25 protein-coding genes are annotated in these 23303 nt (G+C 64.3%); 9 read left to right on the top strand and 16 right to left on the bottom strand.

Features of this window, described 5'->3' with window-relative positions:
* The first annotated feature begins 62 nt into the window (after positions 1–62).
* A complete protein-coding gene (locus AC1RRE_RS05045) occupies positions 63–821 on the top strand; it encodes a phosphatase PAP2 family protein (protein WP_492980004.1) in 759 nt (252 codons plus the stop codon).
* A gap of 13 nt (positions 822–834) precedes the next feature.
* On the opposite strand, the gene ggt is transcribed toward AC1RRE_RS05045, so the two are convergent.
* Positions 835–2601, bottom strand: a complete 1767-nt coding sequence (ggt, locus tag AC1RRE_RS05040; protein WP_492980003.1) for a gamma-glutamyltransferase — start codon at positions 2599–2601, stop codon at positions 835–837.
* 120 nt (positions 2602–2721) lie between these two features.
* On the bottom strand, positions 2722–3198 hold the full coding sequence (locus tag AC1RRE_RS05035) for a hemerythrin domain-containing protein (protein ID WP_492980002.1): 477 nt from the start codon (positions 3196–3198) through the stop codon (positions 2722–2724).
* Positions 3199–3532: 334 nt separating this feature from the next.
* Here AC1RRE_RS05035 and ku point away from each other — a divergent pair, with 334 nt between their 5' ends.
* Entirely contained in the window at positions 3533–4444 is a 912-nt protein-coding gene (ku, locus tag AC1RRE_RS05030; protein ID WP_492980001.1) for a non-homologous end joining protein Ku, read from the top strand.
* Here ku and ligD read toward each other — a convergent pair.
* Genes ligD through AC1RRE_RS05015 form a run of 3 tightly spaced genes read right to left on the bottom strand, consistent with a single transcriptional unit; the run spans position 4419 to position 9427 of the window.
* Complete coding sequence (ligD, locus tag AC1RRE_RS05025; protein WP_492980000.1) at positions 4419–6944, bottom strand: DNA ligase D; 2526 nt, start codon at positions 6942–6944, stop codon at positions 4419–4421. The two genes, ku and ligD, sit on opposite strands and share 26 nt — an antisense overlap.
* A gap of 48 nt (positions 6945–6992) precedes the next feature.
* Positions 6993–8213: a CaiB/BaiF CoA transferase family protein gene (locus tag AC1RRE_RS05020; protein ID WP_492979999.1), complete on the bottom strand. Its 1221-nt coding sequence runs from the start codon at positions 8211–8213 to the stop codon at positions 6993–6995.
* 23 nt (positions 8214–8236) lie between these two features.
* A complete protein-coding gene (locus AC1RRE_RS05015) occupies positions 8237–9427 on the bottom strand; it encodes an acyl-CoA dehydrogenase (protein WP_492979998.1) in 1191 nt (396 codons plus the stop codon).
* A 142-nt stretch (positions 9428–9569) separates the two neighbouring features.
* Between AC1RRE_RS05015 and gcvA the strand changes: the two genes are divergently transcribed.
* Positions 9570–10487: a transcriptional regulator GcvA gene (gene gcvA / locus AC1RRE_RS05010; RefSeq protein ID WP_492979997.1), complete on the top strand. Its 918-nt coding sequence runs from the start codon at positions 9570–9572 to the stop codon at positions 10485–10487.
* On the opposite strand, the gene AC1RRE_RS05005 is transcribed toward gcvA, so the two are convergent.
* Entirely contained in the window at positions 10474–11487 is a 1014-nt protein-coding gene (locus AC1RRE_RS05005) for an adenosine deaminase (protein WP_492979996.1), read from the bottom strand. The genes gcvA and AC1RRE_RS05005 overlap by 14 nt on opposite strands.
* Positions 11488–11550: 63 nt before the next feature.
* Here AC1RRE_RS05005 and AC1RRE_RS05000 point away from each other — a divergent pair, with 63 nt between their 5' ends.
* Positions 11551–12141, top strand: coding sequence for an HdeD family acid-resistance protein (locus tag AC1RRE_RS05000; protein ID WP_492979995.1), 591 nt, complete (start codon positions 11551–11553; stop codon positions 12139–12141).
* Positions 12142–12151: 10 nt separating this feature from the next.
* Here the strand turns inward: AC1RRE_RS05000 and AC1RRE_RS04995 are convergent, their stop codons facing one another.
* The 3 genes from AC1RRE_RS04995 to AC1RRE_RS04985 are packed head-to-tail and all read right to left on the bottom strand — an operon-like array spanning position 12152 to position 14865.
* Positions 12152–13663, bottom strand: a complete 1512-nt coding sequence (locus AC1RRE_RS04995) for a sensor histidine kinase (RefSeq protein WP_492979994.1) — start codon at positions 13661–13663, stop codon at positions 12152–12154.
* The gene (locus AC1RRE_RS04990) at positions 13656–14387 is read right to left on the bottom strand and encodes a response regulator transcription factor (protein ID WP_492979993.1); all 732 of its coding nucleotides are present in this window, start codon (positions 14385–14387) and stop codon (positions 13656–13658) included. Before AC1RRE_RS04990 ends, AC1RRE_RS04995 begins: the two co-directional genes overlap by 8 nt.
* Positions 14371–14865, bottom strand: a complete 495-nt coding sequence (locus tag AC1RRE_RS04985) for a hypothetical protein (protein ID WP_492979992.1) — start codon at positions 14863–14865, stop codon at positions 14371–14373. The genes AC1RRE_RS04990 and AC1RRE_RS04985 overlap by 17 nt, the downstream gene beginning before the upstream one ends.
* Positions 14866–15188: 323 nt before the next feature.
* Here AC1RRE_RS04985 and AC1RRE_RS04980 point away from each other — a divergent pair, with 323 nt between their 5' ends.
* The 3 genes from AC1RRE_RS04980 (at position 15189) to AC1RRE_RS04970 (ending at position 16340) form a co-directional block, all read left to right on the top strand.
* Positions 15189–15425, top strand: coding sequence for a YMGG-like glycine zipper-containing protein (locus AC1RRE_RS04980; RefSeq protein WP_492979990.1), 237 nt, complete (start codon positions 15189–15191; stop codon positions 15423–15425).
* A gap of 42 nt (positions 15426–15467) precedes the next feature.
* Positions 15468–16049 carry an RT0821/Lpp0805 family surface protein gene (locus tag AC1RRE_RS04975; protein ID WP_492979989.1) on the top strand — a complete coding sequence of 194 codons (582 nt, stop codon included), beginning with the start codon at positions 15468–15470 and terminating at the stop codon, positions 16047–16049.
* A 105-nt stretch (positions 16050–16154) separates the two neighbouring features.
* Positions 16155–16340: a hypothetical protein gene (locus AC1RRE_RS04970; RefSeq protein ID WP_492979988.1), complete on the top strand. Its 186-nt coding sequence runs from the start codon at positions 16155–16157 to the stop codon at positions 16338–16340.
* Positions 16341–16438: 98 nt separating this feature from the next.
* Here the strand turns inward: AC1RRE_RS04970 and AC1RRE_RS04965 are convergent, their stop codons facing one another.
* Positions 16439–17071, bottom strand: a complete 633-nt coding sequence (locus tag AC1RRE_RS04965; protein WP_492979987.1) for a LysE family translocator — start codon at positions 17069–17071, stop codon at positions 16439–16441.
* Between the two features lie 18 nt (positions 17072–17089).
* Entirely contained in the window at positions 17090–17632 is a 543-nt protein-coding gene (phnN, locus tag AC1RRE_RS04960; RefSeq protein WP_492979986.1) for a phosphonate metabolism protein/1,5-bisphosphokinase (PRPP-forming) PhnN, read from the bottom strand.
* A 209-nt stretch (positions 17633–17841) separates the two neighbouring features.
* On the opposite strand from phnN, the gene AC1RRE_RS04955 reads away from it, so the two are divergent.
* Together AC1RRE_RS04955 and AC1RRE_RS04950 are read left to right on the top strand one after the other, a co-directional pair.
* Positions 17842–18414 carry a PAS domain-containing protein gene (locus AC1RRE_RS04955; protein WP_492979985.1) on the top strand — a complete coding sequence of 191 codons (573 nt, stop codon included), beginning with the start codon at positions 17842–17844 and terminating at the stop codon, positions 18412–18414.
* 106 nt (positions 18415–18520) lie between these two features.
* Positions 18521–19708, top strand: coding sequence for a urate hydroxylase PuuD (locus AC1RRE_RS04950; RefSeq protein ID WP_492979984.1), 1188 nt, complete (start codon positions 18521–18523; stop codon positions 19706–19708).
* Here the strand turns inward: AC1RRE_RS04950 and AC1RRE_RS04945 are convergent.
* Genes AC1RRE_RS04945 through AC1RRE_RS04925 form a run of 5 tightly spaced genes read right to left on the bottom strand, consistent with a single transcriptional unit; the run spans position 19701 to position 23164 of the window.
* The gene (locus AC1RRE_RS04945) at positions 19701–20501 is read right to left on the bottom strand and encodes an alpha/beta hydrolase (protein WP_492979983.1); all 801 of its coding nucleotides are present in this window, start codon (positions 20499–20501) and stop codon (positions 19701–19703) included. The genes AC1RRE_RS04950 and AC1RRE_RS04945 overlap by 8 nt on opposite strands.
* 10 nt (positions 20502–20511) lie before the next feature.
* On the bottom strand, positions 20512–20985 hold the full coding sequence (locus AC1RRE_RS04940) for a nucleoside deaminase (RefSeq protein ID WP_492979982.1): 474 nt from the start codon (positions 20983–20985) through the stop codon (positions 20512–20514).
* A 19-nt stretch (positions 20986–21004) separates the two neighbouring features.
* Entirely contained in the window at positions 21005–21358 is a 354-nt protein-coding gene (uraH, locus tag AC1RRE_RS04935) for a hydroxyisourate hydrolase (RefSeq protein ID WP_492979981.1), read from the bottom strand.
* Positions 21359–21369: 11 nt separating this feature from the next.
* Positions 21370–21891 carry a 2-oxo-4-hydroxy-4-carboxy-5-ureidoimidazoline decarboxylase gene (gene uraD / locus AC1RRE_RS04930; protein ID WP_492979980.1) on the bottom strand — a complete coding sequence of 174 codons (522 nt, stop codon included), beginning with the start codon at positions 21889–21891 and terminating at the stop codon, positions 21370–21372.
* 7 nt (positions 21892–21898) lie between these two features.
* Positions 21899–23164: a glycerate kinase type-2 family protein gene (locus AC1RRE_RS04925; protein ID WP_492979979.1), complete on the bottom strand. Its 1266-nt coding sequence runs from the start codon at positions 23162–23164 to the stop codon at positions 21899–21901.
* Positions 23165–23303 lie beyond the last annotated feature (139 nt).

Genomic DNA, 23303 nt, shown 5'->3' with positions numbered 1-23303 from the left:
CAGTCGCGTCCCGATGAAGGTTTTATGACAAATGCGTGTCCAACATGGGTGGAAACGCATCAATGAACAGTCTCGCCGCTGCGCTGGCTCCAGTCATCCAGCTCGACCACAGCATCGCCATCTGGATCAACCAGTTCGCCGGCCTCGACGGCAGCCTGGATCGCTTTGTCTACAACATCGCCGATTCCGCCATCTTCAAGGGTGGCCTGTTCATGGCCTTCTTCTGGTGGCAGTGGTTCCGCCGCGACGGCGATATGGTCGAACGACGCCAGACCATCATCACGGCCCTGGCCGGCGGCATCGTCGCCATTGCCATTGCCCGTGTGTTGCAGGTGATCCTGCCCTTCCGCGACCGACCCATCCACAATGACAGTCTGGAGCTCGTCCTGCCGATCGGCATGGACGCCAAGACTCTGGACGGCTGGAGCTCCTTCCCCAGTGATCATGCCGTACTGTTCTTCGCACTGGCCTTCGCCATGTGGCGTCTGCAGCGCGGCGCCGGCATCATGGCGCTGCTATGGACCGCCTGCGTGATCTGCCTGCCGCGCATGTATCTCGGCTATCACTATGCCACCGATATCCTGGTTGGCGCGCTTGTCGGCATCGTGGTCATGCTGGCGACCTTCCAGATACTGCGTCCGCGTTTCCTCGGGGCGCCGCTGCTGCGTTGGGAATCGGCGCATGCCACGTCCTTCTACTGCGTGGCCTTCCTCGCCAGCCTGGAACTGGCAGTGCTGTTCCAGGATGTACGTCAGCTGGTCAGCGACAGCCTGCACATGATGCAGTACCTGACCGCCAGCGGCGGCGGGCCGACCACGTGATTGGCGCCCCGGGCTAGCGCCCCACCGCCACGCCTTCACGGCGCGGATCGGCTCCACCGATCAACCCGTTGCCGCGCAGCTCGATGCCATGCAGACCGCTGTTCAGGTCGCGCACCGAAACCTGATGGCCGCGCTGGCGCATCGTCTCGGCCAGGACGCCGGCGGGGGTATCCTTCTCCAGCTCCAGCCCGGCATTACGGTCCATGTAATGCGGCAGGCTGATCGCCTGCTGGATATCCAGCTTCCAATCCAGGACGCCAATGATGGCCTGCGCGACATAGCCCAGGATGCGGCTGCCGCCGGGCGAGCCAACCAGCAGCCGCAGCGATCCATCAGCATCGAAGACCACAGTCGGGGCCATCGAGCTGCGCGGGCGCTTGCCCGGCTCGATGCGGTTGGCGACCGGACGGCCGCTCTCTTCCGCTTCGCTGGAAAAATCGGTCAGTTCATTATTAAGGATGAAACCATGCGTCATCTGGCGCGAGCCGAACTCGTTCTCGATGGTGATGGTCATGGTGACCGCGTTGCGCTGCGCATCGACCACCGAGACATGCGTGGTGGATGGCAATTCGATGGCGCTGTCTCGGCCAAACAAAGCACCATGGCGGCTTGGCGGCTCGCCCGGTTTCGCCGGCTGGTCACTGCCCCTGGTCGGATCGACCAGCTTCGCGCGGCCGGCGAGATAGCCCTTGTCCGTCATGCCGCTCACCGGCATCCGGACGAAAGCCGGATCGCCGACGTAATAATCGCGGTCGGCATAGGCGAGACGCCCGGCCTGGGCCATCAGATGCACGGCCTCGGGCGAGAGCGGCGCGTGCCGCGACAGGTCGAAATGCGCCAGGATGCCCAGCACCTGCAGCATGTTCACCGCCGAAGACGGCGGCGGCACAGTGCAGACCCTGTAGACCCGATATGGCATGCAGACCGGATCGCGCTCGATCGCCTTGTAGCCAGCCAGATCCTCCAGCGTCATCGCGCCGGGATTGGCCGGGGCGTTGCGCACCGCCGCCACGATATCGGCAGCAATCTCGCCGGTATAGAAAGCCTTTGCGCCTTCACGGGCGATCCGCCGCAGCAGACCTGCGAAGGGCCTGTTGACGATCATCGTGCCGACGGCCTTGGGCGCGCCATCCGGCATGTAATAGAGATCCCGCGCCTGCGGCGTGTTGCGGAAGGCCTTGTCACCGTCCAGCAGCGCATACAGACGCGGTGACATCGGAAAGCCCGCTTCCGCCAGGCTGATCGCCGGCCGGAACAGATCGGCCCAGGCCAGTTTGCCGTAGTCGGCATGCACCATCTCGAACATGCGCAGCAGGCCCGGCACGCCCACCGAGGCGCCCCCGACCACCGCGTTCATGAAGGATTTTCTTTTTCCATCCGCCTCATGGAACAGCCTGCGGTCGACACCAGCCGGCGCAGTTTCGCGGCCGTCGAAAACGCGCAGGACTTTCCTGGCATCGTCCCAGACTAGCATGAAGCCGCCGCCGCCAATGCCTGAGGATTGCGGCTCGACCAGATTCAGCACCAGCGCCGTGGCGATGGCGGCATCCACGGCGGAGCCGCCGGCCGCCATGATCTGCGCACCGGCCTCTGCCGCAAGGGGGTTGGCGGCAGCGGCCATATACTGGCTCGCATGAACGGCGGTCTTGTCGGCGCGGCCGGTGGCTCCTTCCGGGGCAATGGCATCGAATGATCGCTGCTGCGCTGCCAGCGGGGGCGCCAGCAAGCCAATGGCCAGCAGAGTCGCCACCCGGATATGTAGCTTGTTACGGAATCGCATGCTTCGCCCCCCGGCCGCCTGCAGAACAGGCATAGGTTACCTGTGGCGGTCAGCTTCCGAAAGCCAGCCCTCGTCTGTCAAAACCGATTTGGTGCGAACCCTATGCCGGCAGGGAATGCCTCAGGCCCGGCGTTTCGCCGGCTCGGCCGACCCGGCCAGTTCTGCCTTGGCGACCCGGTAGGCAGTGGCCATGTCGCGGCGCTGGGTCTCGTCGAAATACCCGGTCAGCAGGGCGAACAGCCCGGCATGCTCGTCATCAATATGATGCTGCAGCTGTTCTTTCAGCACCACGGCATGGGCCGTCCAGGATGGGCTGGTGGTGGCGCTGGAGCGCGTCAGCTTCTCGAAGATGTAGTCGAGCAGATTGTGCTCGACATAGCCTTCCAGGGCAAAGCGCTCGGCTGCCGGGTCCCGCAGCGCCTTGAGCGCCTCGTAGACGGCGGCTTCCTCGGCGCGGGTATGCAGCTGCAGCGTCTGTTTCAGCGCGTGGAAAATCTCGCGCCGCCTCTGGCCATTCTCCTCTTGCCGGCACAACGCATCGGCCAGCCGCAAGGCTTCCTCATGGTCGAGGCGAAGAAGGGCAATGATATCGGGCATGACTGGTGCTTACTGCTGAACTTGCTGCATGGCCTGGTCCTGCTGCTGCGACGCATCCGGGTTGACTGGCTGTTCGGGCCGGGGCTGCAGCCGGGTCGCCTGCTGGGCGCGCGCAGAGAGGCTGGCCCTGTCCCCTGCGGTCGGAACCGGGGACGGCTGTTTCGGTATCTGCTCCATAGGTCCCTCCTGCGGTTCTGTGGTTACCGATTCAAACCCAGACGAGCCGTATCCGTTCCATCCGGTAGCAAATAATCCGGCCGGAACCGCCTGGTAGGCCCTCCGTTCAACTCGGTCATCACATTTTCTGTGTGCATTTTTTGCCTGGAGAACCGCCATGCAGCGTCCGAGCTGGGAAGGCCATCTGAAACTCTCCCTGGTTTCCTGCCCCATCGCCCTGTTCAGCGCGACCACGCGCGGCAACGACATCTCCTTCCACCTGATCCATAAGAAGACCCACAGTCGCATCCGCATGGTGCCGCATGACCCGAAACTGGGTGCGGTGAAACGCACCGATCTGGTGCGGGGATACGAGGTGGGCAAGAACCGCCACGTGATCCTCACCGATGCGGAAATCGGTGCGGCCCGCATCGAATCCACCAAGAATATCGAGATCGAGAGCTTCGTTGAAATGGACGAGATCGACCGGCTCTACTGGGACCAGCCCTATTACGTCGCGCCCAATGGCAAGAATGCCATGGAAGCCTATGCCATCATCCGCGAAGCCATGGAAAGCACGCAGCGCATCGCCATTGGCCGGGTGGTGATGCATACGCGCGAACGCGTTGTCGCCGTGGAACCGCGCGGCAAGGGCCTGCTGCTGACCACCTTGCGCAGCCATGATGAAATCCGCGACGAGGAGCCCTTCTTCCGTGGCATTCCGGCGCGCAAGCCCGACCGGAAGATGCTGACCATCGCCGAGCAAATCATCGGCCAGCAGGCCGAGGCATTCGATCCCTCGGATTTCACCGATCGCTATGAAGATGCACTGCGCAAGATCATCAAGCGCAAGGGCAAAGGCCAGAAAATCTCCGCGCCGCCGCCAGAAGCAGCCAAGGAAGAGGACAGCGACCTGCTGGGCGCCCTGCGGCGCAGCCTGAAGGGCGGCGGCGGGAAACCTGCAGCCAGCTCCACAGCCCGGCACAAGACCGCCGCACGCAAAACCGCTGCCCGCAAGACAACGGCTCGCCGCAAACCGGCCGCCCGCAGCAGCCGGAAGAAAGCTACGCGCCGGCGCGCCGCAGCATAGCCGCGGTCAGGACCACGCGGCTGGCCTCGAAATCGTCCCAGTCGCCGACATGTTTGAGCGCGGCCGACAGCTTTTTCATGCTGTAGACCGGCAGGCGTTTCTGCTTCTGAAGAAAATCCCAGGTCACCGGCACGGCCAGCGGCGCACCGGGCCGGGCGCGCGGCGACCAGCATGACACCGCCGTGGCCGTGCGGTCATTGCGCAGATAGTCGACGAAAATCCTGCCCTTGCGCTTGGCCTTCCGCGCCTCGGCGATGAAATGCTCCGGATCGGCCTGCTCGAAGGCCAGGGCCACTGCATGAGTGAAGGCCTTGGCTTCTTTCCAGCTGGCTTTGGGTTTCAGCGGCACCACCACATGTACGCCCTTGCCACCGGTCAGCTTGGGGAAACTCACCAGGCCCAGTCCGGCCAGATGATCGCGCATCGCCAGCGCAGCCTTCTTCACGAAACCGAAGGGTACGGCTGCATCTGGATCGAGATCGAAGATCATCTGGTCGGGGCGCTCGATATCCTTGACCGTCGATCCCCAGGGATGCAGTTCCAGCACGCCGAACTGTGCCATCGCCCGCAGGCCTTCCGCATCCTCCACGGTGAGATAGGGCTGGGCCTCGCCCTTTATCTTCACCTTGCCGATCAGGGCGGATGTACCGCGGTTATGATGGCGCTGGAAGAACTGCTCGCCCGCAATGCCGTCGGGCGCACGAATGATCGACAGCGGCCGGCGGCCGGCGAAACGCAATAGCGGCTCGGCCATGCGCGCGTAATAGGCGGCCAGGTCGGACTTGCTGATCTTCTCCTTGGGCCAGAGCAGCTTGTCGGGATTGCTCAGCGTCACCTTGCTTTTCGCGTCCGGAATCCTCGCTTTCGCCACGGCCTTGCCCTCGCCCTTCACGGCTTTCGCCGGCTTGTCCTCGCGCAGCCCCTTGTATGAGGCATGCCGCAGCAACCCGTCGCCGGTCCAGCCGCCATATTCCACTTCCGCCACCAGTGCCGGCTTCACCCAGTGCACATCGGAGGTCTTTTCTGGCTGTGTTCCGACAAAGGGCGTCGCCTTGGCGGCCAGCGGTTTCAGTGCCGTGTTCAACGCCTTTGACAACGCGGCATTGAATCCCGTGCCGACCCGGCCGCGGTATTTCAGATTCTTGCCGTCATAGACTCCCACCAGCAACGCGCCCATGCTTTTGCCCGCCGTGCCGAGGCTGTAGCCGCCGATGACGAATTCCTGCCGTCCCTTGCACTTGGTTTTTACCCAGAGGTCGCTGCGGCCCGAGCGATAAGGCGCATCGAGCTGCTTGGAGATGATGCCTTCCAGCGCCATGCGACAGGCCGACTGGCGCAGGGTTTCACCCGGCGAGATGAAATGCGGCACATAGCGGATAAGCGTCTGCTTTTTCTCGGGCGGCAGGTAATCCTGCAGCAGGCGCTTGCGTTCCTCGTATCGCTCTGCTCGCAGGTCGCGGCCTTCTGCACCCCAAAGCAGGTCGAAGGCGAAATAGACCAGACCTCCGGTATCACCCTCCTGCAGAGCCGCCTGCAGCATGGGAAAGTCCGGCCGGTCTTCCTCATCCAGCGCGCAGACTTCGCCATCCAGGATACCGTCCGGCAGGCCGGTAGCCGCGGCAGCGATCTCGGGGAACTTCTCCGTCCAGTCGAGGCCGCTGCGCGAGAAGGCTGTCACGGTGCCATCCTGGATACGCAACTGGATGCGATAGCCATCGAACTTGATCTCATGGGCCCAGCCCGCCTCTTCAGGGGGATTGTTCCACAGCTTGGTCAGTTGCGGCGCGATGAAGCCCGGTGGCTCATCCTCCCGGGATTTGCGGCTGGATTTTTTTGTCGCTGTCTTTTTCTTTGCCGTCTTCTTTTTAGCGGCTTTCTTCGCCTTCGGCTTCACGGCTTTGCCGCTGCGCCATTCGGCGGAATTGCCTTCGGCGATCTCGACCAGCGAGCGGCCAGTGCTGACCGATTCATCGATGGCGGCGATGTTGGCGGCGCGTCCGGTTTTGACGAAGCGGTCCTTTTCCTTGATCAACAGCCAGTTCCTGCCGTCACCCCGGCGCGGACCGCGCATCTGCACCAGGGCCCAGCGGCCATGCAGGCGTTCGCCTTCCAGCTCGAAGGCGATCTTGCCCTTGCGAAACGCCTTCCCCGCATCCTCGGTCTCGACCGGATGCCAGTGGCCGCGATCCCAGAGCTGCACCGTGCCGCCGCCATATTCACCCTCGGGGATCGTGCCCTCGAAGCCACCGTATTCGATCGGATGATCCTCGACCTGCACGGCCAGCCGCTTGTCAGCCGGATCGAGGCTCGGGCCTTTCGGAACGGCCCAGGATTTCAGCACACCGTCATGCTCGAGCCGGAAGTCGAAATGCAGCCGGCTGGCATCGTGCTTCTGGATCACGAAGCGATGCTGGTCGCGCTTGTGTGCCCTGCCGCGCGGCTCGGCGGTTTTGGTGAAATCGCGCTTGCGGTTATAGGTGGACAGGGTGCGTTTCGGCATGCCGGGTAAACCGCCGGCCGGCACTGAAGTTCCGGGTCGCGAACCGGCCTAGATAACGCCCTTCTTGCGCAGGTCGGCCAGCTTTGCCGCATCCAGGCCAAGCTGCTCGGCCAGCACTTCATCGGTATGCTCGCCCAGCAGCGGCGGGCCGCGATCGTAGCTGACGGCCGAATCGGACAGCCGTAGCGGGCTGGCCACGCTGGGCAGCGTGCCCTGCTGGCTGTGCGGCACGGTTTTCTGCAAGCCGCGCGCCTGCACATGCGGATCGGCGAAGACGCGGTCGACGGTGTTGATCGGGCCGCAGGGCACGGCGCGCTTTTCCAGCGCCGCGATCAGGTCGTCCATCGTGCGCTTCTTTGTCTCGGCCTCGATCGCAGCCACCACCTCGGCGCGGTATTTCAGACGGTCGATATTCTTGGCGAAGCGCGGATCGGCCTTCCATTCCGGATGGCCGAGTTCGTCTGCCAGCTTGCCGAATTGGCCGTCATTGCCCACGGCGATGATCACGTAGCCATCGGAGGCCGGAAAACTCTGGTAGGGCACGATGGCGGCATGGCCGTTGCCCATGCGCACCGGCGCTTCGCCGCCGACCAGGTAATAGGTCGCCTGGTTGGCCAGTGCCGCCACCTGCACATCCAGCAGCGCCATGTCGATATATTGGCCTTTGCCACTGCGATGGCGCTGATTCAGCGCGCCGAGGATGGCGATCGTCGAGTAGAGGCCGGTCATCACATCGGCCAGCGCCACGCCGGCCTTCTGCGGGCCGCCGCCCGGCAGATCATCCTTCTCGCCGGTCACGCTCATCATCCCGCCCATGCCCTGGATAATGAAGTCATAACCGGCGCGCGGCGCGTAAGGGCCGGTCTGGCCGAAGCCGGTGATCGAGCAGTAGACCAGGCGCGGATTGATCGCCGACAGGCTGTCGTAATCCAGCCCGTATTTCTTCAGGCCGCTGAGCTTGTAATTCTCCACCACGACATCGGCTTTGGCCGCCAGGTCGCGCAGGATTTTCTGGCCGTCTTCGCTCGCCATGTCGACGGTGATCGAGCGCTTGCCGCGATTGGCCGCCAGATAGTAAGCGGAATCGGCCCGCGCGCCGGTTTCCGGGTCCTTCAGATAGACCGGACCCCAGCCGCGCGTGTCGTCGCCCTCGCCCGGCTTTTCCACCTTGATGACGGTGGCGCCGAGATCGGCCAGGTTCTGGGTGCACCAGGGCCCGGCCAGAACCCGGCTGAGATCGAGCACGACGATGTCGTCGAGCGCGCGCATGACGCTACTCCGTGATCTGCGGCTTAATAGAAGGCCTGGATGCCGGTCATGGCGCGGCCAAGGATCAGCGCATGGACGTCATGCGTGCCCTCGTAGGTGTTGACCGTCTCCAGATTCACCAGGTGGCGCATCACATGATAATCCTCATGGATGCCGTTGCCGCCGTGCATGTCACGGGCCATGCGGGCGATATCCAGCGCCTTGCCGCAGTTGTTGCGCTTGATCAGCGAGATCATCTCCGGCGTTTCCTTGCCGGCATCGCGCAGGCGGCCGACGCGCAGGGCGGCATTGAGGCCCAGTGCGATCTCGGTCTGCATGTTCGCCAGCTTGAGCTGGATGATCTGGTTGGCGGCGAGCGGGCGATTGAACTGCTTGCGATCCAGCACATACTGACGCGCCTGGTGCCAGCAGGCTTCCGCCGCGCCCATGGCGCCCCAGGCGATGCCGTAGCGCGCGCTGTTCAGGCAGCCGAACGGCCCCTTCAGGCCTTCGACGTTGGGCAGCAGGTTCTCGTCAGGGACGAAGACGTTGTCCATGACGATCTCGCCGGTGATCGAGGCGCGCAAGGAGAGCTTGCCGTTGATCTTCGGCGCAGAGAGCCCCTTCATGCCCTTTTCCAGGATGAAGCCGCGGATGATGCCATCCTCGGCCTTGGCCCAGACGACGAAGATGGTGGCCAGCGGCGAGTTGGAAATCCACATCTTGGCGCCGGTGACTTCATAGCCGCCCGGCACCTTCTTGGCGCGGGTCTTCATGCCGCCCGGATCGGAGCCGTGGTCCGGCTCGGTCAGGCCGAAGCAGCCGATCCATTCGCCGCTCGCCAGCTTGGGCAGATACTTCTGGCGCTGCGCTTCCGAGCCATAGGCATAGATCGGATACATCACCAGGCTCGACTGCACGCTCATCATCGAGCGGTAGCCGGAATCGACAGCCTCGACCTCGCGAGCGACCAGGCCATAAGCGACATAGGACGCGCCGGCGCAGTCGTAGCCCTCGATCATCGAACCGAGCAGGCCGAGCTCGCCCATTTCGCGGAAGATCGCCGGATCGGTCTTTTCCTCGCGGAAAGCTTCCTTTACGCGCGGCAGCAGCTTGTTCTGGCAATACTCGCGCGCAGAGTCGCGGATCAGGCGCTCGTCCTCGGTCAGCTCCGCGTCCAAGTTGAAGGGATCTTCCCACTTGAAGGCGGTCTTGGCGGCTTTCTGGACGTTCATGGCTGTTTCCTCGGGCGATCTGTTTGGGAGCAAAATATACCCCTCGACTGGAGCCGCAAGCTGCCCGAGCCGCCCTTGGCACGCAAACGACTTCTCGCTATTACTTGATAACCGGAGGTTATCAAGTCAAGGAGAGCCTGCTGTGGCCCTGCCCCGCCGTTACCTGCCGCCGCTTTCGGCGCTCACCGCCTTCGAGGCGGCCGCCCGGCATGAAAGCTTCACGGCGGCTGCCAACGAGCTGAATGTCAGTCAGGCCGCCGTCAGCCGCCGCGTCCAGCTGCTGGAAGAAATCCTCGGCCTGACCCTGTTCGAGCGCATCCGGCAACGGGTGATGCTGACGCCGGCCGGCGCGGCCTATGCGCGCGAACTGCAGGACGCCTTGGGTCGCATCGGCACCGCCACCGTCAACACCATGGGCGCGCGCAGCGGCCATGCCATGCTGACCATCGCAACCCTGCCCACCTTCGGCACGCGCTGGCTCATTCCGCGCCTGCCCGATTTCGCCGACAAGCATCCGCAGATCACGGTGAACCTACCAACGCGCATTGAGAATTTCGACTTCAACGCCGAACCGCTGGATGCCGCGATCTCGTTCGGCGATCCGGTCTCGCCCGGCGCCGCCGTCGACCGCCTGATCGAGGAAGAACTGGTGCCGGTGGCCTCCAAGAAGCTGCTGGCCAGGCATCGCGTGAAGAAACCCGAGGACCTGTTCCGCCTGCCGCTCTTGCAGCAGTCGACGCGGCTTTCTGCCTGGCCCGACTGGTTCGCCGCATTAGGCATCAGTTGCCCGCCGGTGCCGCTGGGGCCGCGTTACGGCCAGTTTGCGATGGTGCTGCAGGCGGCCGTCATCGGCATGGGCGCGGCCATCGTGCCGCGTTTCCTGGTCGAGCCGGAACTGAAGGACGGCAGCCTGATCATGCCGTTTCCGCAATCGCTGGGCAGCAAGCAGGCCTATTGCCTGTTCTATCCGGAAGCCCGCCGCAATGATCCGGTGCTGCGCGCCTTCCGCGACTGGCTGCTCGACACCATAGAAAAAGAGCGCGCCGTCAAGAAGCGCTGACGTAGTCGTCCAGCGTCTTCAGGTGCCGCGCCTTGGCAACCTGGTCGATGAAGGCGGCACGAAAGCCGTTGCCGGCCAGCGTGGCGATCTCGGCGCGGCTCAAATCAAGCGCCTGCTGCACGGCCAGGTAATTCTCGGTGACATAGCCGCCGAAATAGGCCGGATCATCGGAATTCACCGTCGCCACCAGACCGGCCTGCAGCATGCGACGCAGCGGATGCTGCGCCATGTCGTCCACCACGCAGAGCCGCAGGTTCGACAGCGGGCAGACGGTCAACGGCACCTGCTCGGCCGCCAGGCGCGCCACCAGGGCTGCATCCTCCAGCGACCGGTTGCCATGATCGATGCGATGCACGCGCAAAAGGTCGAGCGCTTCCCAGACATAGGCTGGCGGACCTTCCTCGCCGGCATGGGCCACGGCTTTCAGGCCATGCCGGTGTGCCTGCGCATAGACGCGCTGGAATTTCGACGGCGGATGGCCCTTCTCCGATGAATCCAGCCCGACACCGATGAAGCGGTCGCGCCATCCCATCGACTCTTCCAGCGTGCGCAGCGCGCTGGATTCATCCAGATGCCGCAGGAAGCACAGGATCATGCTGATGGTCATGCCGAACTCTCTCTCGGCATCCACCTTGGCCCGCCACAGGCCGTCGATCATGGTCTGGAACGGCACGCCGCGGTCGGTATGGCCCTGCGGATCGAAAAAGATTTCGGCATGGCGCACAGTCTGCGCAGCCGCCTTGCGGAAATAGGCCATGGCGAGGTCGTAAAAGTCCTGTTCGACCAGCAGCACGCCCATGCCCTGATAATAAAGATCGAGGAAATCCTGCAGGTTGCCGAAACGGTACGCCGCCTTCAGCGCCGCGACGGATGGATAGGCGAAGGCGACGCCATTGCGCTGCGCCAGCGCATACATCAGTTCCGGCTCGAAGGTGCCTTCGATATGCACATGCAGCTCGGCCTTGGGCAGACCGGCGATGAAGGGGCTGAGATCGGTCATGAGAAAAGACTAGCGTGTCGCTGCCGCCGCGACAATTGCGGTAATCATGACTATACTGCCGCCATGCAACAGGGAGATGACGAGATCATGGTCGAACGCATGCCGCCAGGCGCCGCCCCGATGCCGCGCCGCCTGTGGTGGATGATCGTGCTGCGCGGTCTGGCCGCCGTGGCCTTCGGCCTGATCGCCATCTTCTGGCCCGGCGTCAGCCTGGCGCTGCTGGTCACCCTGTTCGGCGCCTATGCACTGGTCGACGGCACACTGACACTGGTGCTCGCCCTGCGGCTGCCGCGCCATGTCCCGCGCCGCGGTCTGCTGGTCCTCACCGGCGCGACCGGGCTGATCGTCGGCCTGATCAGCGTGCTGTGGCCACAGGTCACGGTGACGCTGCTGATCTATGTCTTTGCCGCCTGGCTGGTGCTGTTCGGCCTCATCGCCATCGCCCACAGCCTGAGCCTGAAGCGGCAGCACAGCGACTGGCCGGTGAGCAAGGGCGGCATCCTGCTGGTGGTGATCGGCCTGCTGCTGGCGCTGTTTCCCGGTGCGGTGGCTGTCGCCGCCACCTGGGTGATCGGCATCCTTGCGCTGCTGCTCGGTGCGGGCCTGCTGGCGTTTGCCTGGCGCCGTCACCAGCGCGACAGCATGGTGCTGTAGACCAGCGTCATCAGACGAGTGGCAGACCCAGCGTCACGATGAAGCCGCCGCCGCGGCGATTGGCGGCCTCGATGCTGCCGCCCACGGCTTCCATGTTGCGCTTGGCAACCCACAGGCCGAGACCGAAATTCGCCGGCGCACCCGGACCGCGGTCATTGCGGCTGCCGTCGCGGAACGAGACATGGCGATCGAAAATCTTGGACATCAGTGCCGGCTCGACGCCCGGGCCGCTGTCGGCCACCACGATCAGCACGCGCCGGGTGCCGCGATGCAAGGTGATGGTCACCGCGCTGCCCGCCGGCGCATAGCTCAGCGCATTCTCCATCACCTGCGCCAGCGCGGCAGCGATCAGGCGGCCGCCCAGCGGCGCGGTCGCCTCGGCTTCCACCGAGGTCTTGATTACGACACCCCTGGTCGCGGCATCGGCGGCATGGGCATCGGCCACATCTTCCACCAGCGCGCCGAGATCGACGCGCTCACGCGGCGGATCGAGGCGGTCGGCCACCACATCATCGAGATGACGGGCAGCGCGCACCAGCGTATCGAGGCGGTCAAGCGCGCCATCGACGGCCATCAGCGCGGTATGGCTGCGCTTGTCATCACCGGCCACCCGGCTGCGCAACGGCACCAGCGCCTGCCGGATGGTGCCCAGCGGCGTCTTGAAGGCATGCGCGCTTTCTTCCGCCGCCGCACGCAATTCGCCGGCCGTCGCCCGCAGACTGTCTTCCATGCGGTCGAAGGCAGTGGCTACGGCTTCCAGTTCAGGAATCTGGTTGCGCGCTGCGAACCGCCCCTCGATGCGTCGTTCAGCCACCGCGCGTGCGGTGGCGGCGAAGCGCCGCAGGCCATGACCGATATCGAAGGCGATGATCAGTACGATGGCGGCAAAGATCAGATAGATGGCGGCGGCGATCTGCACCTCGGGCGCCTGCCAGTAGGGCTTGCCCAGCCGCCGCTCGGCTGAATCCGTCAGGTCGCTGGACACCACCAGCACCCAGCAGCCACGCACCGTGCGCACCGGCGTGATGGATGTGATCAGTTCGGCCGCACCGCTGGCATGATCGACCCGCAGCGCCACCGGCAGATCGCCGGCGCAGGATTCACCCAGCTGGTCCAGCACGCCGGCATCGGCCAGCCGCGCCTTTTCATATTCCAGATCGGCCGGCTGCACCGGCGGCGCAGAGGCGACATAGAGGAAACCGGAATCCGCCGCGCGTTCCTGCGGCCGGAACAGCAGGCGCAGGCTGACGCCTTCGGTCTGGAAGCGCGACAGTTCTTCGCCCAGCTTGAACAAGGGAATCATGTCGGCGCGTTGCAGGCGCTCTTCCAGCACGCGGCCGACCGTCAGCCCCTTCACGCGGATGCTTTCCAGCAGCAGCCGTTGGCGGTCGAGATCGGCCTGGCGGAAGGTGAGATACAGCACGATCGGCAGCGCGATGAACAGCGCCAGCACCACCAGGGCCCGTACCGTCAGCGAGCGCCAGAGGCGATGCAGGGTCCAGGGCGTCGCTGTCTCAGCCATGACGCCAGCGATACCCGAAGCCCGGATAGGTCTCGATCGCCTCGAATTCCGGATCGAGATCGCGGAATTTCTGCCGGATGCGCTTCACCATGGCACGCACATTGGCGCGATAGCCTTCCGGTCCCTGGCCGGCCTCGAAACCGACACCACGCACGGCGTCATAGATTTCGCGATACCCGACATCGCGACCGACGCGTTGGGCCAGCAGCTGTACGACCTTGAACTCGCCATGCGTGAGATCGACCTGGGCGCCATTCCACACGGCGCGCGCGCTGGCCACATCCAGGACCAGGCCGCCACCATCGCCCACTTCATTGGCGGCTTCGCCGGCGGCCGGCGACTTGGCGGTCAGCGCGATGCGCAGGCGCTGCAGGATGATGGCAAAGCTCTTGCTCTTGTCGACGAAGTCGACGGCGCCCAGCTTCAGCCCCTTCTCCTCGAAGATCGGCTGGTTCAGGCCAGTCAGAAAAATCACCGGCATGGTGTGGCCGGCAGCACGCAGCTGCTCAAGCGTCGCCGGACCATCCTGATGCGGCATCTGCCAGTCGAGCAGCAGCGCGGCAGGACGATTGCCCTGCCCGAACCACTCGACGACCTTCATGCCGTTCTCAAAGGTGATGGCGCGATACCCGGCCTCACGCAGGTTCGCCGAGATCGTGTCTCGGAACAGGCCGTCGTCATCGACAACGGCGATCAGGGAGGCTGGATCAGCGGCGGTTGGCATCTCGGGAAATCCTGGTGAGGCAGCGATCGGCCGACGCATTGGGTGCGGGCATGCCGTTCACTTCATATTGCAAGGTATAAAAATCATTTCGCGCGGTATCGAAGTATAGATATGCAGCTAAACGACAATCCCCTATGCCGAATTCCATGATCCGGGCCGGTGGCGCTTCACGTTCGGCCACTGGCAGACCGTAGGTCTGCATCAATCCCATGCGATTCAGGCCGATCACGCGCGGCACAGGCAGGTCGGGCTCGGCGACCGGGGGCGGCACAGGCGTGGCAACGGCGGGCACCGCCGGCTTACGCGCCGGTACCGGCGCGGGACGAACCGGTGTGGGCTCTGCAACGGGCGGCGGCGCTGTGACTGGCGCGGGATCGGCAGAAGGCGAGGAGTACTTCTGCAGCATCTCGCAAGCACCCAGCAGCATTACAGCCGGCAGCAGGATCAGAATTGTCAGTCGATGGGTGAGTCGAGACATGTCCGGAACGATACGCAGGACGGGCGACGTGGAAAAGCACGATTCGTCGGTATTCCAAAGTTTATAGTTGATTGATCAAAGAACTACAAAGTCGTTCTAAGTAAATACTCTAGTAATTCGTGTGACAAAGGTGTGATGCAAAGGGGATATACTTGTGATGGCCGCAATAAAACAGAGACGTCAAGAAATACTCATTGCTGAATACATGCGAATCCCCAATTCTTATGAGCGACACGCAGGGACTAACGGCCCTCCAGGCCCCCCTTAACCGCCAGTCCGGCGGCTACTGGATGACCGGCCCTGCAGCGAGAGGAGGATCCACGATGAACAAGTCGCAGATCGTCGCCCTTGCCTTGACTGCTTTGGTTGCCGTTGGCTGCAGCAACATGAACAACACGCAGCAGCGCGCGGTATCCGGCGGCGCCATGGGCGCGGCAGCCGGTGGTGCTATCGGCCTTCTGACCGGCCACACCGTAGCCGGCGCCCTCATCGGTGCCGCAGCTGGTACGGCCGGTGGCCTGATCGTTGACTCGAACGAGAAGAGCAACGGCAAACAGTAAGTTAGTGCGTATGAGTTTTAGGGTTTAGCGGAGCGGCGCGTCATGCCTGCCTCAACCCCGTGGTGGAGTACCCCCTCCACTGCCGCGCCGCGGCCTGGTCGCCGACCCACCCTCGGCCTGGCCGCTGCCATCGTCGTCTCGATGTTATTCGGGACGGCGATGGCAGATCCGCCCCCCAAACTTTCCCGCGCCAGTGCAGATGACTATGCCATGCACGCGGCGTCCTACGGAATCAATCGCGGCACATGTGACCGCAGACAGCTACAGCGCGACGCGGCCAAAGACCGGAATCGCAGCGCCAAAAACAAAAGCAGCGACTCCGCCGTTCAAAGCCTGCTGGTGACCGCCTCCATCGGCCATGCGATGGACAACACCGATCAGGCCTGCGTCGGACGGGTTCTGGAATACGCGCCCGACCGTGCGGCGATTCGCTGGTACGGTGCGCCACGACCGAATTATGGCGGCCCGGCCTATGCCATCACGCCGCTGAAGACATTCGAACGCGATGGCCAGTACTGCCGGGAATATCAGGCTGTAGGAACCATCGATGGCCAGACCGAACAAAGCTACGGGATGGCATGCCGGATGGCCGATGGCCTCTGGCACACGACAACGGCTCCTTAACCCTTCCGGGGCTAAGAAGCCCGCAGGATTTGGCGGCACTGCCCGTATAGGTCTGTGTCGCCGCGATTGAAGCGTGCGATTTTCCAAACGCCCATGGAGGCGATAATGCTGACCAATACATTGCTGCTGTACATGACCCAGGAAGCGCTGACCAAGGCGCGCCGTCGTCTACAGGCACGCAAGGACGATAATGCCGACCGTCGCGGCGAAGGCGCTGAAATATCGACGCCGCCGCACTGGCAAACCATGGCGCGCCCCGCGACCAAGCGCCGCGCCCTGCTGCGCCACTGATTTTCGGTTCGCCAACGAAAAGCCCGCCATCCGGCGGGCTTTTTTTGTGAGCCCCATGCTTCTGTGAGCTCCGCGCTTCTGTGAGCCCCGTGTTTTTGTCAGCCCCGTGCGGTCTCGTAGATCAGCCGCAGGCCCAGCAGGCCCATGACGCCGCCGGCCAGACGGTCCACCCAGTGTTTGGCCTGCAGATAGGTGGCGCGCGGCCGCTCGGCCGAGAAGGCGACCGCGACGACGGCATACCAGCCGAACTCGATCAGGAAAATGCCTGCCGGCAAGGCCAGCGCCAGCCAGAGCGGCGGCGCGGCCGGCATGAGAGCCGCAAAAATACCGGCATAGACCACAGCCGTTTTCGGATTGCTGAGCTGGGTCATCAGGCCGAACAGAAATGCCCGGCGCAGGCCCGCTGCGGATGGTGTCGCCGTCACCGGTGCGCTCAACGGCTGCCGGGCGCCACGCCACAGCATCACCGCGAGATACAGCAGGTACAGGCCACCGAGAATCTTCAGGCCGGCATAGAGCCAGGCGACCTGGGCCAGCAGCGCGATCAATCCAAGCAGCGCCAGCGCAGCAAAGATCGATCCCGCCAGTCCCATGCCCAGCGCGGCGGCAAGTCCGGTGCCGCGCGTGCCGGCGATCGCGGTGCGCGCCACCATGATGAAGCTGGGCCCGGGACTCATGGCACCGACGGCAATGGTGGCAAAGATGCCGAGCAGCGGCAGAATGGCGTCCATGATGCACCCTTTCCTTTTTCAGGCCCGCAGCAGGGCGAGGAATTGCGCCACCGTGTCGGCCAGGGCGCCATCATTATGCAGCCTCGCCACATCCGCGCCATGCAGATCGAAAGCGGCGGCGCGATCCAGCCGCAGGGCGATCTCGGCCGGCGTCTCGCGTCCGCGTCCCTCCAGCCGTCCGCGCAGCACATCGGCCGAAGCCGTCACGCCGATCACCATCAGGTCGGGATATCTGCGGCGCGCCACGTCGATCACGGCACGCGAGACATTGATCACCACCTGGCGACCGGCCGCCAGATCCTGCTCTATTTCTATCGGGATGCCATAGTGCAGGCCATGGGCCGGCCAATGCAGGGCAAAGGCACCGCGCGCCTGCATGGCGATGAAGTCCGCCTCGCTGACGGCGATGTAATCCTCACCGCCCAGGCCTGACGCCCGCGTCACCACGCGACGCGGGAAGACGATATCCGTCTGGCCCCGCAGGGCATGGCGCGCGCCATCCAGCACGCTGTCCTTGCCCACACCGCTGGGCCCCACCACCAGAACAAGACGGTTTTTCATGGCCCGGTTTTAACGCAACCGGCGGGCCGTGCACCAGACGGCCTTCGCAGAGGTGCAGTAAAAACTGGCATCAACCAGTGGTCGTGGATGCCGATAGACCAGACGGCAACCCGTCACATTCCCGATCTTGCGGGCCTGACCGGAAAGCGTCAGTCTGGTTGCGGGTTGCAGGTATGGTAAACAAGATCGATACGACAGAGATTGACGCGATGCGTGACGAGCTCGTGGCCGGCGGCATCGCGCGCCTGTCCGCGCCGTTCATCACCCATGGCCTGCAGGCCCCGCTGGTGCGCTGGAACCCGGCGCCGGAAGACCTGCCCACATCGCAACTGCCCTTCGTGCTGCGGCTCTGGCAAAACCTGCGCGACGAAAAAGGCCATGTCCCGCACGACAGGATCGAGCCCTTCGCGCTCAAGCCCGCTCTGGGCTACATCCTTATCCTCGATGTGCTGGATGACGGCCATGACTACCGCTACCGGCTTTACGGCAGCGAGATTGCCCGCGTCGCCGGTTTTGACATGACCGGCAAGCGCACCTCCGAGATGGTGACCGGTCCGCTCGCCAGCACTTTCTACACGGCCGTCTATCGCGCCCTGCTGCTGCGGCCGGAGCCTGTGCATACCTGGCACGAGATGCCGATGCAGATCACCATCAACAGCTGGGATCGAATCGTGCTGCCGCTGACCGATGCCGATGGCAAGGTCAGCCGCATCATGACCTGCAACATGCCGGGCCGCCCCATCATCCTGAGCAAGGATGATATGCGACGCCAGCATCCTTAAGCGGCGCTGCAAAATTCCACACAACGCGGTTGACGATTCCCCTGTCGCCCGGTAGGGCTGTCATGCTGTTGCTGCAGGACGCCGGCGACATGGGGGACGACGACTGATGTTCGATCTGGCAATGGAATGGCTCAATCTGGTGCTGCGCTGGATGCACCTGATTTTCGGCATTGCCTGGATCGGCTCGTCCTTCTTCTTCGTCTGGCTCGACAATTCGCTGCGCAAATCGGCCGATCAGGGTCCTGGCGTGCTGGGCCAGGCCTGGCTGATCCATGGCGGCGGCTTCTATTTCACCGAGAAATACTCCGTCGCGCCGCCGCAACTCCCCGCCGAGCTGCACTGGTTCAAGTATGAAGCCTATTTCACCTGGATCAGCGGCTTCTTCCTCATGGGTGCGCTCTATTACGTCAGCGCCGATCTCTACCTGATCGACGAGCGTGTGCTGCCCTTGAGCAAATCGGCCGCCATCGGCTTCAGTCTGGTGTCGCTGGTGCTGGGCTGGATCATCTACGACCTGCTCTGCCGCTCGCCGCTGGGCCGCAATGATGCGCTGCTCGCCATCGTCGGTTTCGCCCTGCTGGTCCTGGCGGCCTGGAGCTATACCCAGATTTTCTCGGCCCGCGCCGCCTATCTGCATGTGGGCGCGCTGATCGGCACCATCATGGCCGCCAATGTCGCGCATAACATCATCCCCAACCAGCGCAAGGCCGTGGCCGAGATGCTGGCCGGACAGGTGCCCGATCCCACTTACGGGAAGCAGGCGAAGCAGCGCTCGCTGCACAACAACTACCTGACCCTGCCGGTGCTGTTCGCCATGATCAGCAACCATTATCCGATCACCTACGGCCATCCTTACGGCTGGGTGATCCTCGCCGTGGTGATGGTGATCGGCGGCCTGGTGCGGCATTTCTTCAACCTGAAGAACCAGGGCCGCGGCATCCGCTATGAATTCCTGGTCGCCGCCTTCCTGCTCACCGTCGGGCTGGTTTTCTTCACCCACTGGGACCCGCGCCGCGTCGAACTGGCGGAAGGCGTGACGGTGGAGGACGTGCAGAAAGTGGTCGCCGCGCGCTGCACCGCCTGCCATGCGGCCAAGCCAACCTTCAACGGCATCACCGAAGCGCCCAAAGGTGTGATGCTGGAAACACCGGCACAGATTCGCCGCTTCGCCGCGCAGATCAGCCAGCAGGCGGTGCGCACCGAGGCGATGCCGCCGGGCAATGCTTCCGGGATCACGCAGGAAGAGCGCCAGATTCTCGGCGCCTGGATCGCAGCGGGCGCGCCGCTTAATTAAGGCCCTGCAGCCAGCCGGCGATCGCCGCGACCACCTCTTTGTCGAGGCCGGCAAAGCCGTGATAGCCGGCGGCCTCGCATTCCTCGCCCTTCTTGTCGGGCCGGCCGCCTTTCAGCATCACCGTCTCGACCTTCGTCGCCGCCGGCAGCAGCGGCCGGAACGTCGCCATGTTGGTGGCCGGCGTATAGGGACAGGCATCGTGTTCATTGGCCACCAGCAGCACCGGCATGGTGATGGCCGTCAACGGCTTCACCATGTTCTGCACCGACGGCTGCCGGGCATCGGTCTGCGTCAGCATCCCCGACGTGATGACGATGGCATCGGGTTTCTGCGCGCCCTGCAGGCGGGCGGCGGCATTGGCCACAGTCAGCGCGCCACGGCTGGTGCCGAGGAGATAGACCTTGGGTGTCTGCTTGCGCAGATGCTCGATCAACGCACCGAGATCGGCCGCCTGCTCTGCGCCCCAGCGATAGGCATTGCGCACGCCGCCATCGGCGGTCTTCAGGTCGTCGGCGATATCCGGTGTCGCCGCCAGGAAGCCGGCGCGCGCATAATCGCCGCGCGTGCGCACCATCTGGTTTCCGCCCATGCTGCCGATGCGGCCCGAAGGCTGGATATCGAGCCGCCCTGCGCCGCCGGAGATCAGGATCACGGCCGCCGTCGGCGGCGTATCGGGCTGGGTGAGCAGCACATGCATCACACTGCCGCGGGTCGGGATATCCAGCACGGTGTCGGCGGCAGTGGCCGGCAATGCCAGAGTTGCAATCGTGCAGGCAAGCAGAATCGCGCGCATGTCCTGGTCCTCAGTAAGGAACCTTGTCGGGCTTCATATCCCAGGCGCGGAACACCTCCAACGCCTCGTCGCGCAGGATCTGTTCACAAACCAGTGTGCGGCGCTCGCGCGGCAGGCCGAGCTGGCGGTAGAGGAAAGCGTCGTCGAAATTGATCGCCGCCGCATCGGCCTGCTCGTTGGCGTAATAGACCTTTTCGATCCGCGCCCAGTAAGTGGCCGACAGGCACATCGGACAAGGTTCGCAGCTTGTGTAAAGCACGCCGCCCCTGAGATCGAAGCGGCCGAGCGTCTTGCAGGCCGTGCGGATCGCCTGCACTTCCGCATGCGCCGTGGGGTCGTTCGTCGAGGTGACGCAGTTCCAGCCCTCGCCGACGATCCTGCCATCCATCACCACCACCGCGCCGAAGGGTCCGCCGTCATTGGCCTCCATATGCTGGCGGCTCAGCGCGATGGCGCGACGCATGAAGGCGGGATGGTCGGTCATGACAGACCTCCTGAGAGAGTTACGAGCCCCGGTAAGTCGAATAGCTCCAGGGTGAGACCAGCAGCGGCACATGGTAATGCCCGTCTGGTTCGGCCAGGCCGAAGCGGATCGGCACGGTGTCGAGGAAGGCCGGATCGGGCCGCTTGGCGCCGGTCTTGCTGAAATAGTCCCCGACATGGAAGACCAGCTCGTATTGACCGGGCTTGAATTCATCGCCGGCCAGCAGCGGGGCATCGGTGCGGCCATCGGCATTGGTGGCCGTGCGCTTCATCAGAATGCGCTGGCTGCCGGCGAGCGCGTAAAGCTCGATAGCGACGCCGGCTGCCGGCCGGCCGTTCATGGTATCCAGCACATGGGTGCTCAGGCGGGCCATGTCATATCTCCTCAGGCGTCCAGCAACGCTTCAAGCCGGATGCGGGCGATCCTGCCCACCTCGCTCAGCGCCGTGGTGAATTCGACGGGTTTGGGATTCTTCACCCGCTGCTCGAAGGCGGCGAAGATCTGCGCCTTGCTGCGCAGCTTCACCGCAATGATAAAGGGAAAGCCATGCGCCGCGCGATAGGCGGCGTTCAGCGCAACGATGCGCGCCTTTTCCTCAGGCGTCAGCCGCGTCAGGCCGACGCTGTCCTGCTCAGCTGTCGAATGGCTGGTCAGCGTGCCGGCATCGGCCTCCTTGCCGGCCAGCTCGGGATGAGCACGCAGCAGCGCCAGTTTCTCTTCAGCACTGGCCGCCCACATCGTCGCCACCATGGCGCCATGCAGGCTGTCGAGGCTGGCGAAAGGCTTATGCGCAAAGCTGCGCTCCGGCACCCAGGGCGAATGCTCGAAGATGCCGCCAAGCGCCGCCACGAATGCAGCCACCGTCATGCGGTTCAGGTCGGACAGGCTCGGCGCGGCAGCGGTCATGCAGCACTCACACTATCAGGATCGCGCGGAAGTCGTTGACGTTGGTCAGTGTCGGCCCGGTGACGATCAGTCCGCCGGCGGCCTGGAAGAAGCTGTAGCCATCGTTGTCAGCCAGGCAGGCCTTGGCCTCGATGCCTTTCATGGCGGCGCGCATGATGCTGTCGGGCTTCAGCAGCGCGCCGGCATTATCCTCGCTGCCATCGATGCCATCGGTATCGGCCGCCAGCGCATAGATGCCGTCTGCGCCATCCAGCGCAACGGCAAAAGCAAGCAGGAATTCCGCGTTGCGGCCGCCGCGACCCTTGCCGCGCACCGTCACCGTGGTCTCGCCGCCCGAGAGCAGCACACACGGCACTTTGGCCGGCTGACCATGGCGGCGGACCTGGCGCGCCATGCCGGCCATCACCATGGCCACCTCGCGCGCCTCGCCCTCGATGGCATCGCCCAGGATCAGCGGCGTGATGCCGGCGTCACGTGCGACCTGCGCCGCTGCCTCCAGCGCCATCTGCGGCGTGGCGATCATCGCGGTCTTCGTATTGGCGAAAGCCTTGTCGCCCGGCTTGGGCGATTCATTCTGTCCGGCCTCCAGATGCTTTTTCACATTGGGCGGCGGCTGGATGCCGTATTTCTCCAGCACTGCGATGGCATCGGCCACCGTCGTCGGATCGGGCACGGTGGGCCCGGAGGCGATCACGGCCGGATCGTCGCCCGGCACGTCGGAGATCAGCAGCGACACCAATGGCGCCGGCGCAGCCGCCGCAGCCAGCCGGCCGCCCTTGATGGCGGACAGATGTTTGCGCAGGCAGTTCATCTCGGCGATGTTGGCACCGGATTTCAGCAGCGCCTTGTTCACCGCCTGCTTGTCTTCCAGCGTGATGCCATCGGCCGGCAGCGACAGCAGCGCCGAACCGCCGCCCGAAATCAGGCAGAGCACCAGATCGTCGGGCCCCAGCCCCTTCACCTTCTGCAGGATCAGCGCCGCCGCCTTCTCGCCGGCCGAATCCGGCACCGGATGCGCGGCTTCGACCACGGTGATGCGCTCGCAGGGGACTTCATGGCCGTAGCGCGTCACCACCAGGCCTTCCAGCGGCGCATCGGCGGGCCAATGCTGCTCCACCGCACGCGCCATGCTGGCGGCGGCCTTGCCGGCACCAACCACCATGGTCTTGCCTTTCGGCACCGGAGGCAGATGCAGCGGCACGCAGGCAGCCGGATCGGCGGCGCGTCGCGCCGCATCGAACATGGCCTGCAGGATTGCTTCCGGATCGTGCATCTCAGGAACTCCCCCTGCCCCCTCTTTCATCAACCTGTGCTAATCCATGCCGTCGGGCTTGGCCAGTCCCAACTATGCGCCCGACTATGGGCTATGCGGTTGTTCCGGCATGGAAACCGTATACACTTATCGGCCAGCC

It is taken from the genome of Ferrovibrio sp. GW821-FHT12D07, assembly GCF_058807275.1.
This window is presented reverse-complemented; position numbering and strand designations above follow the sequence as displayed.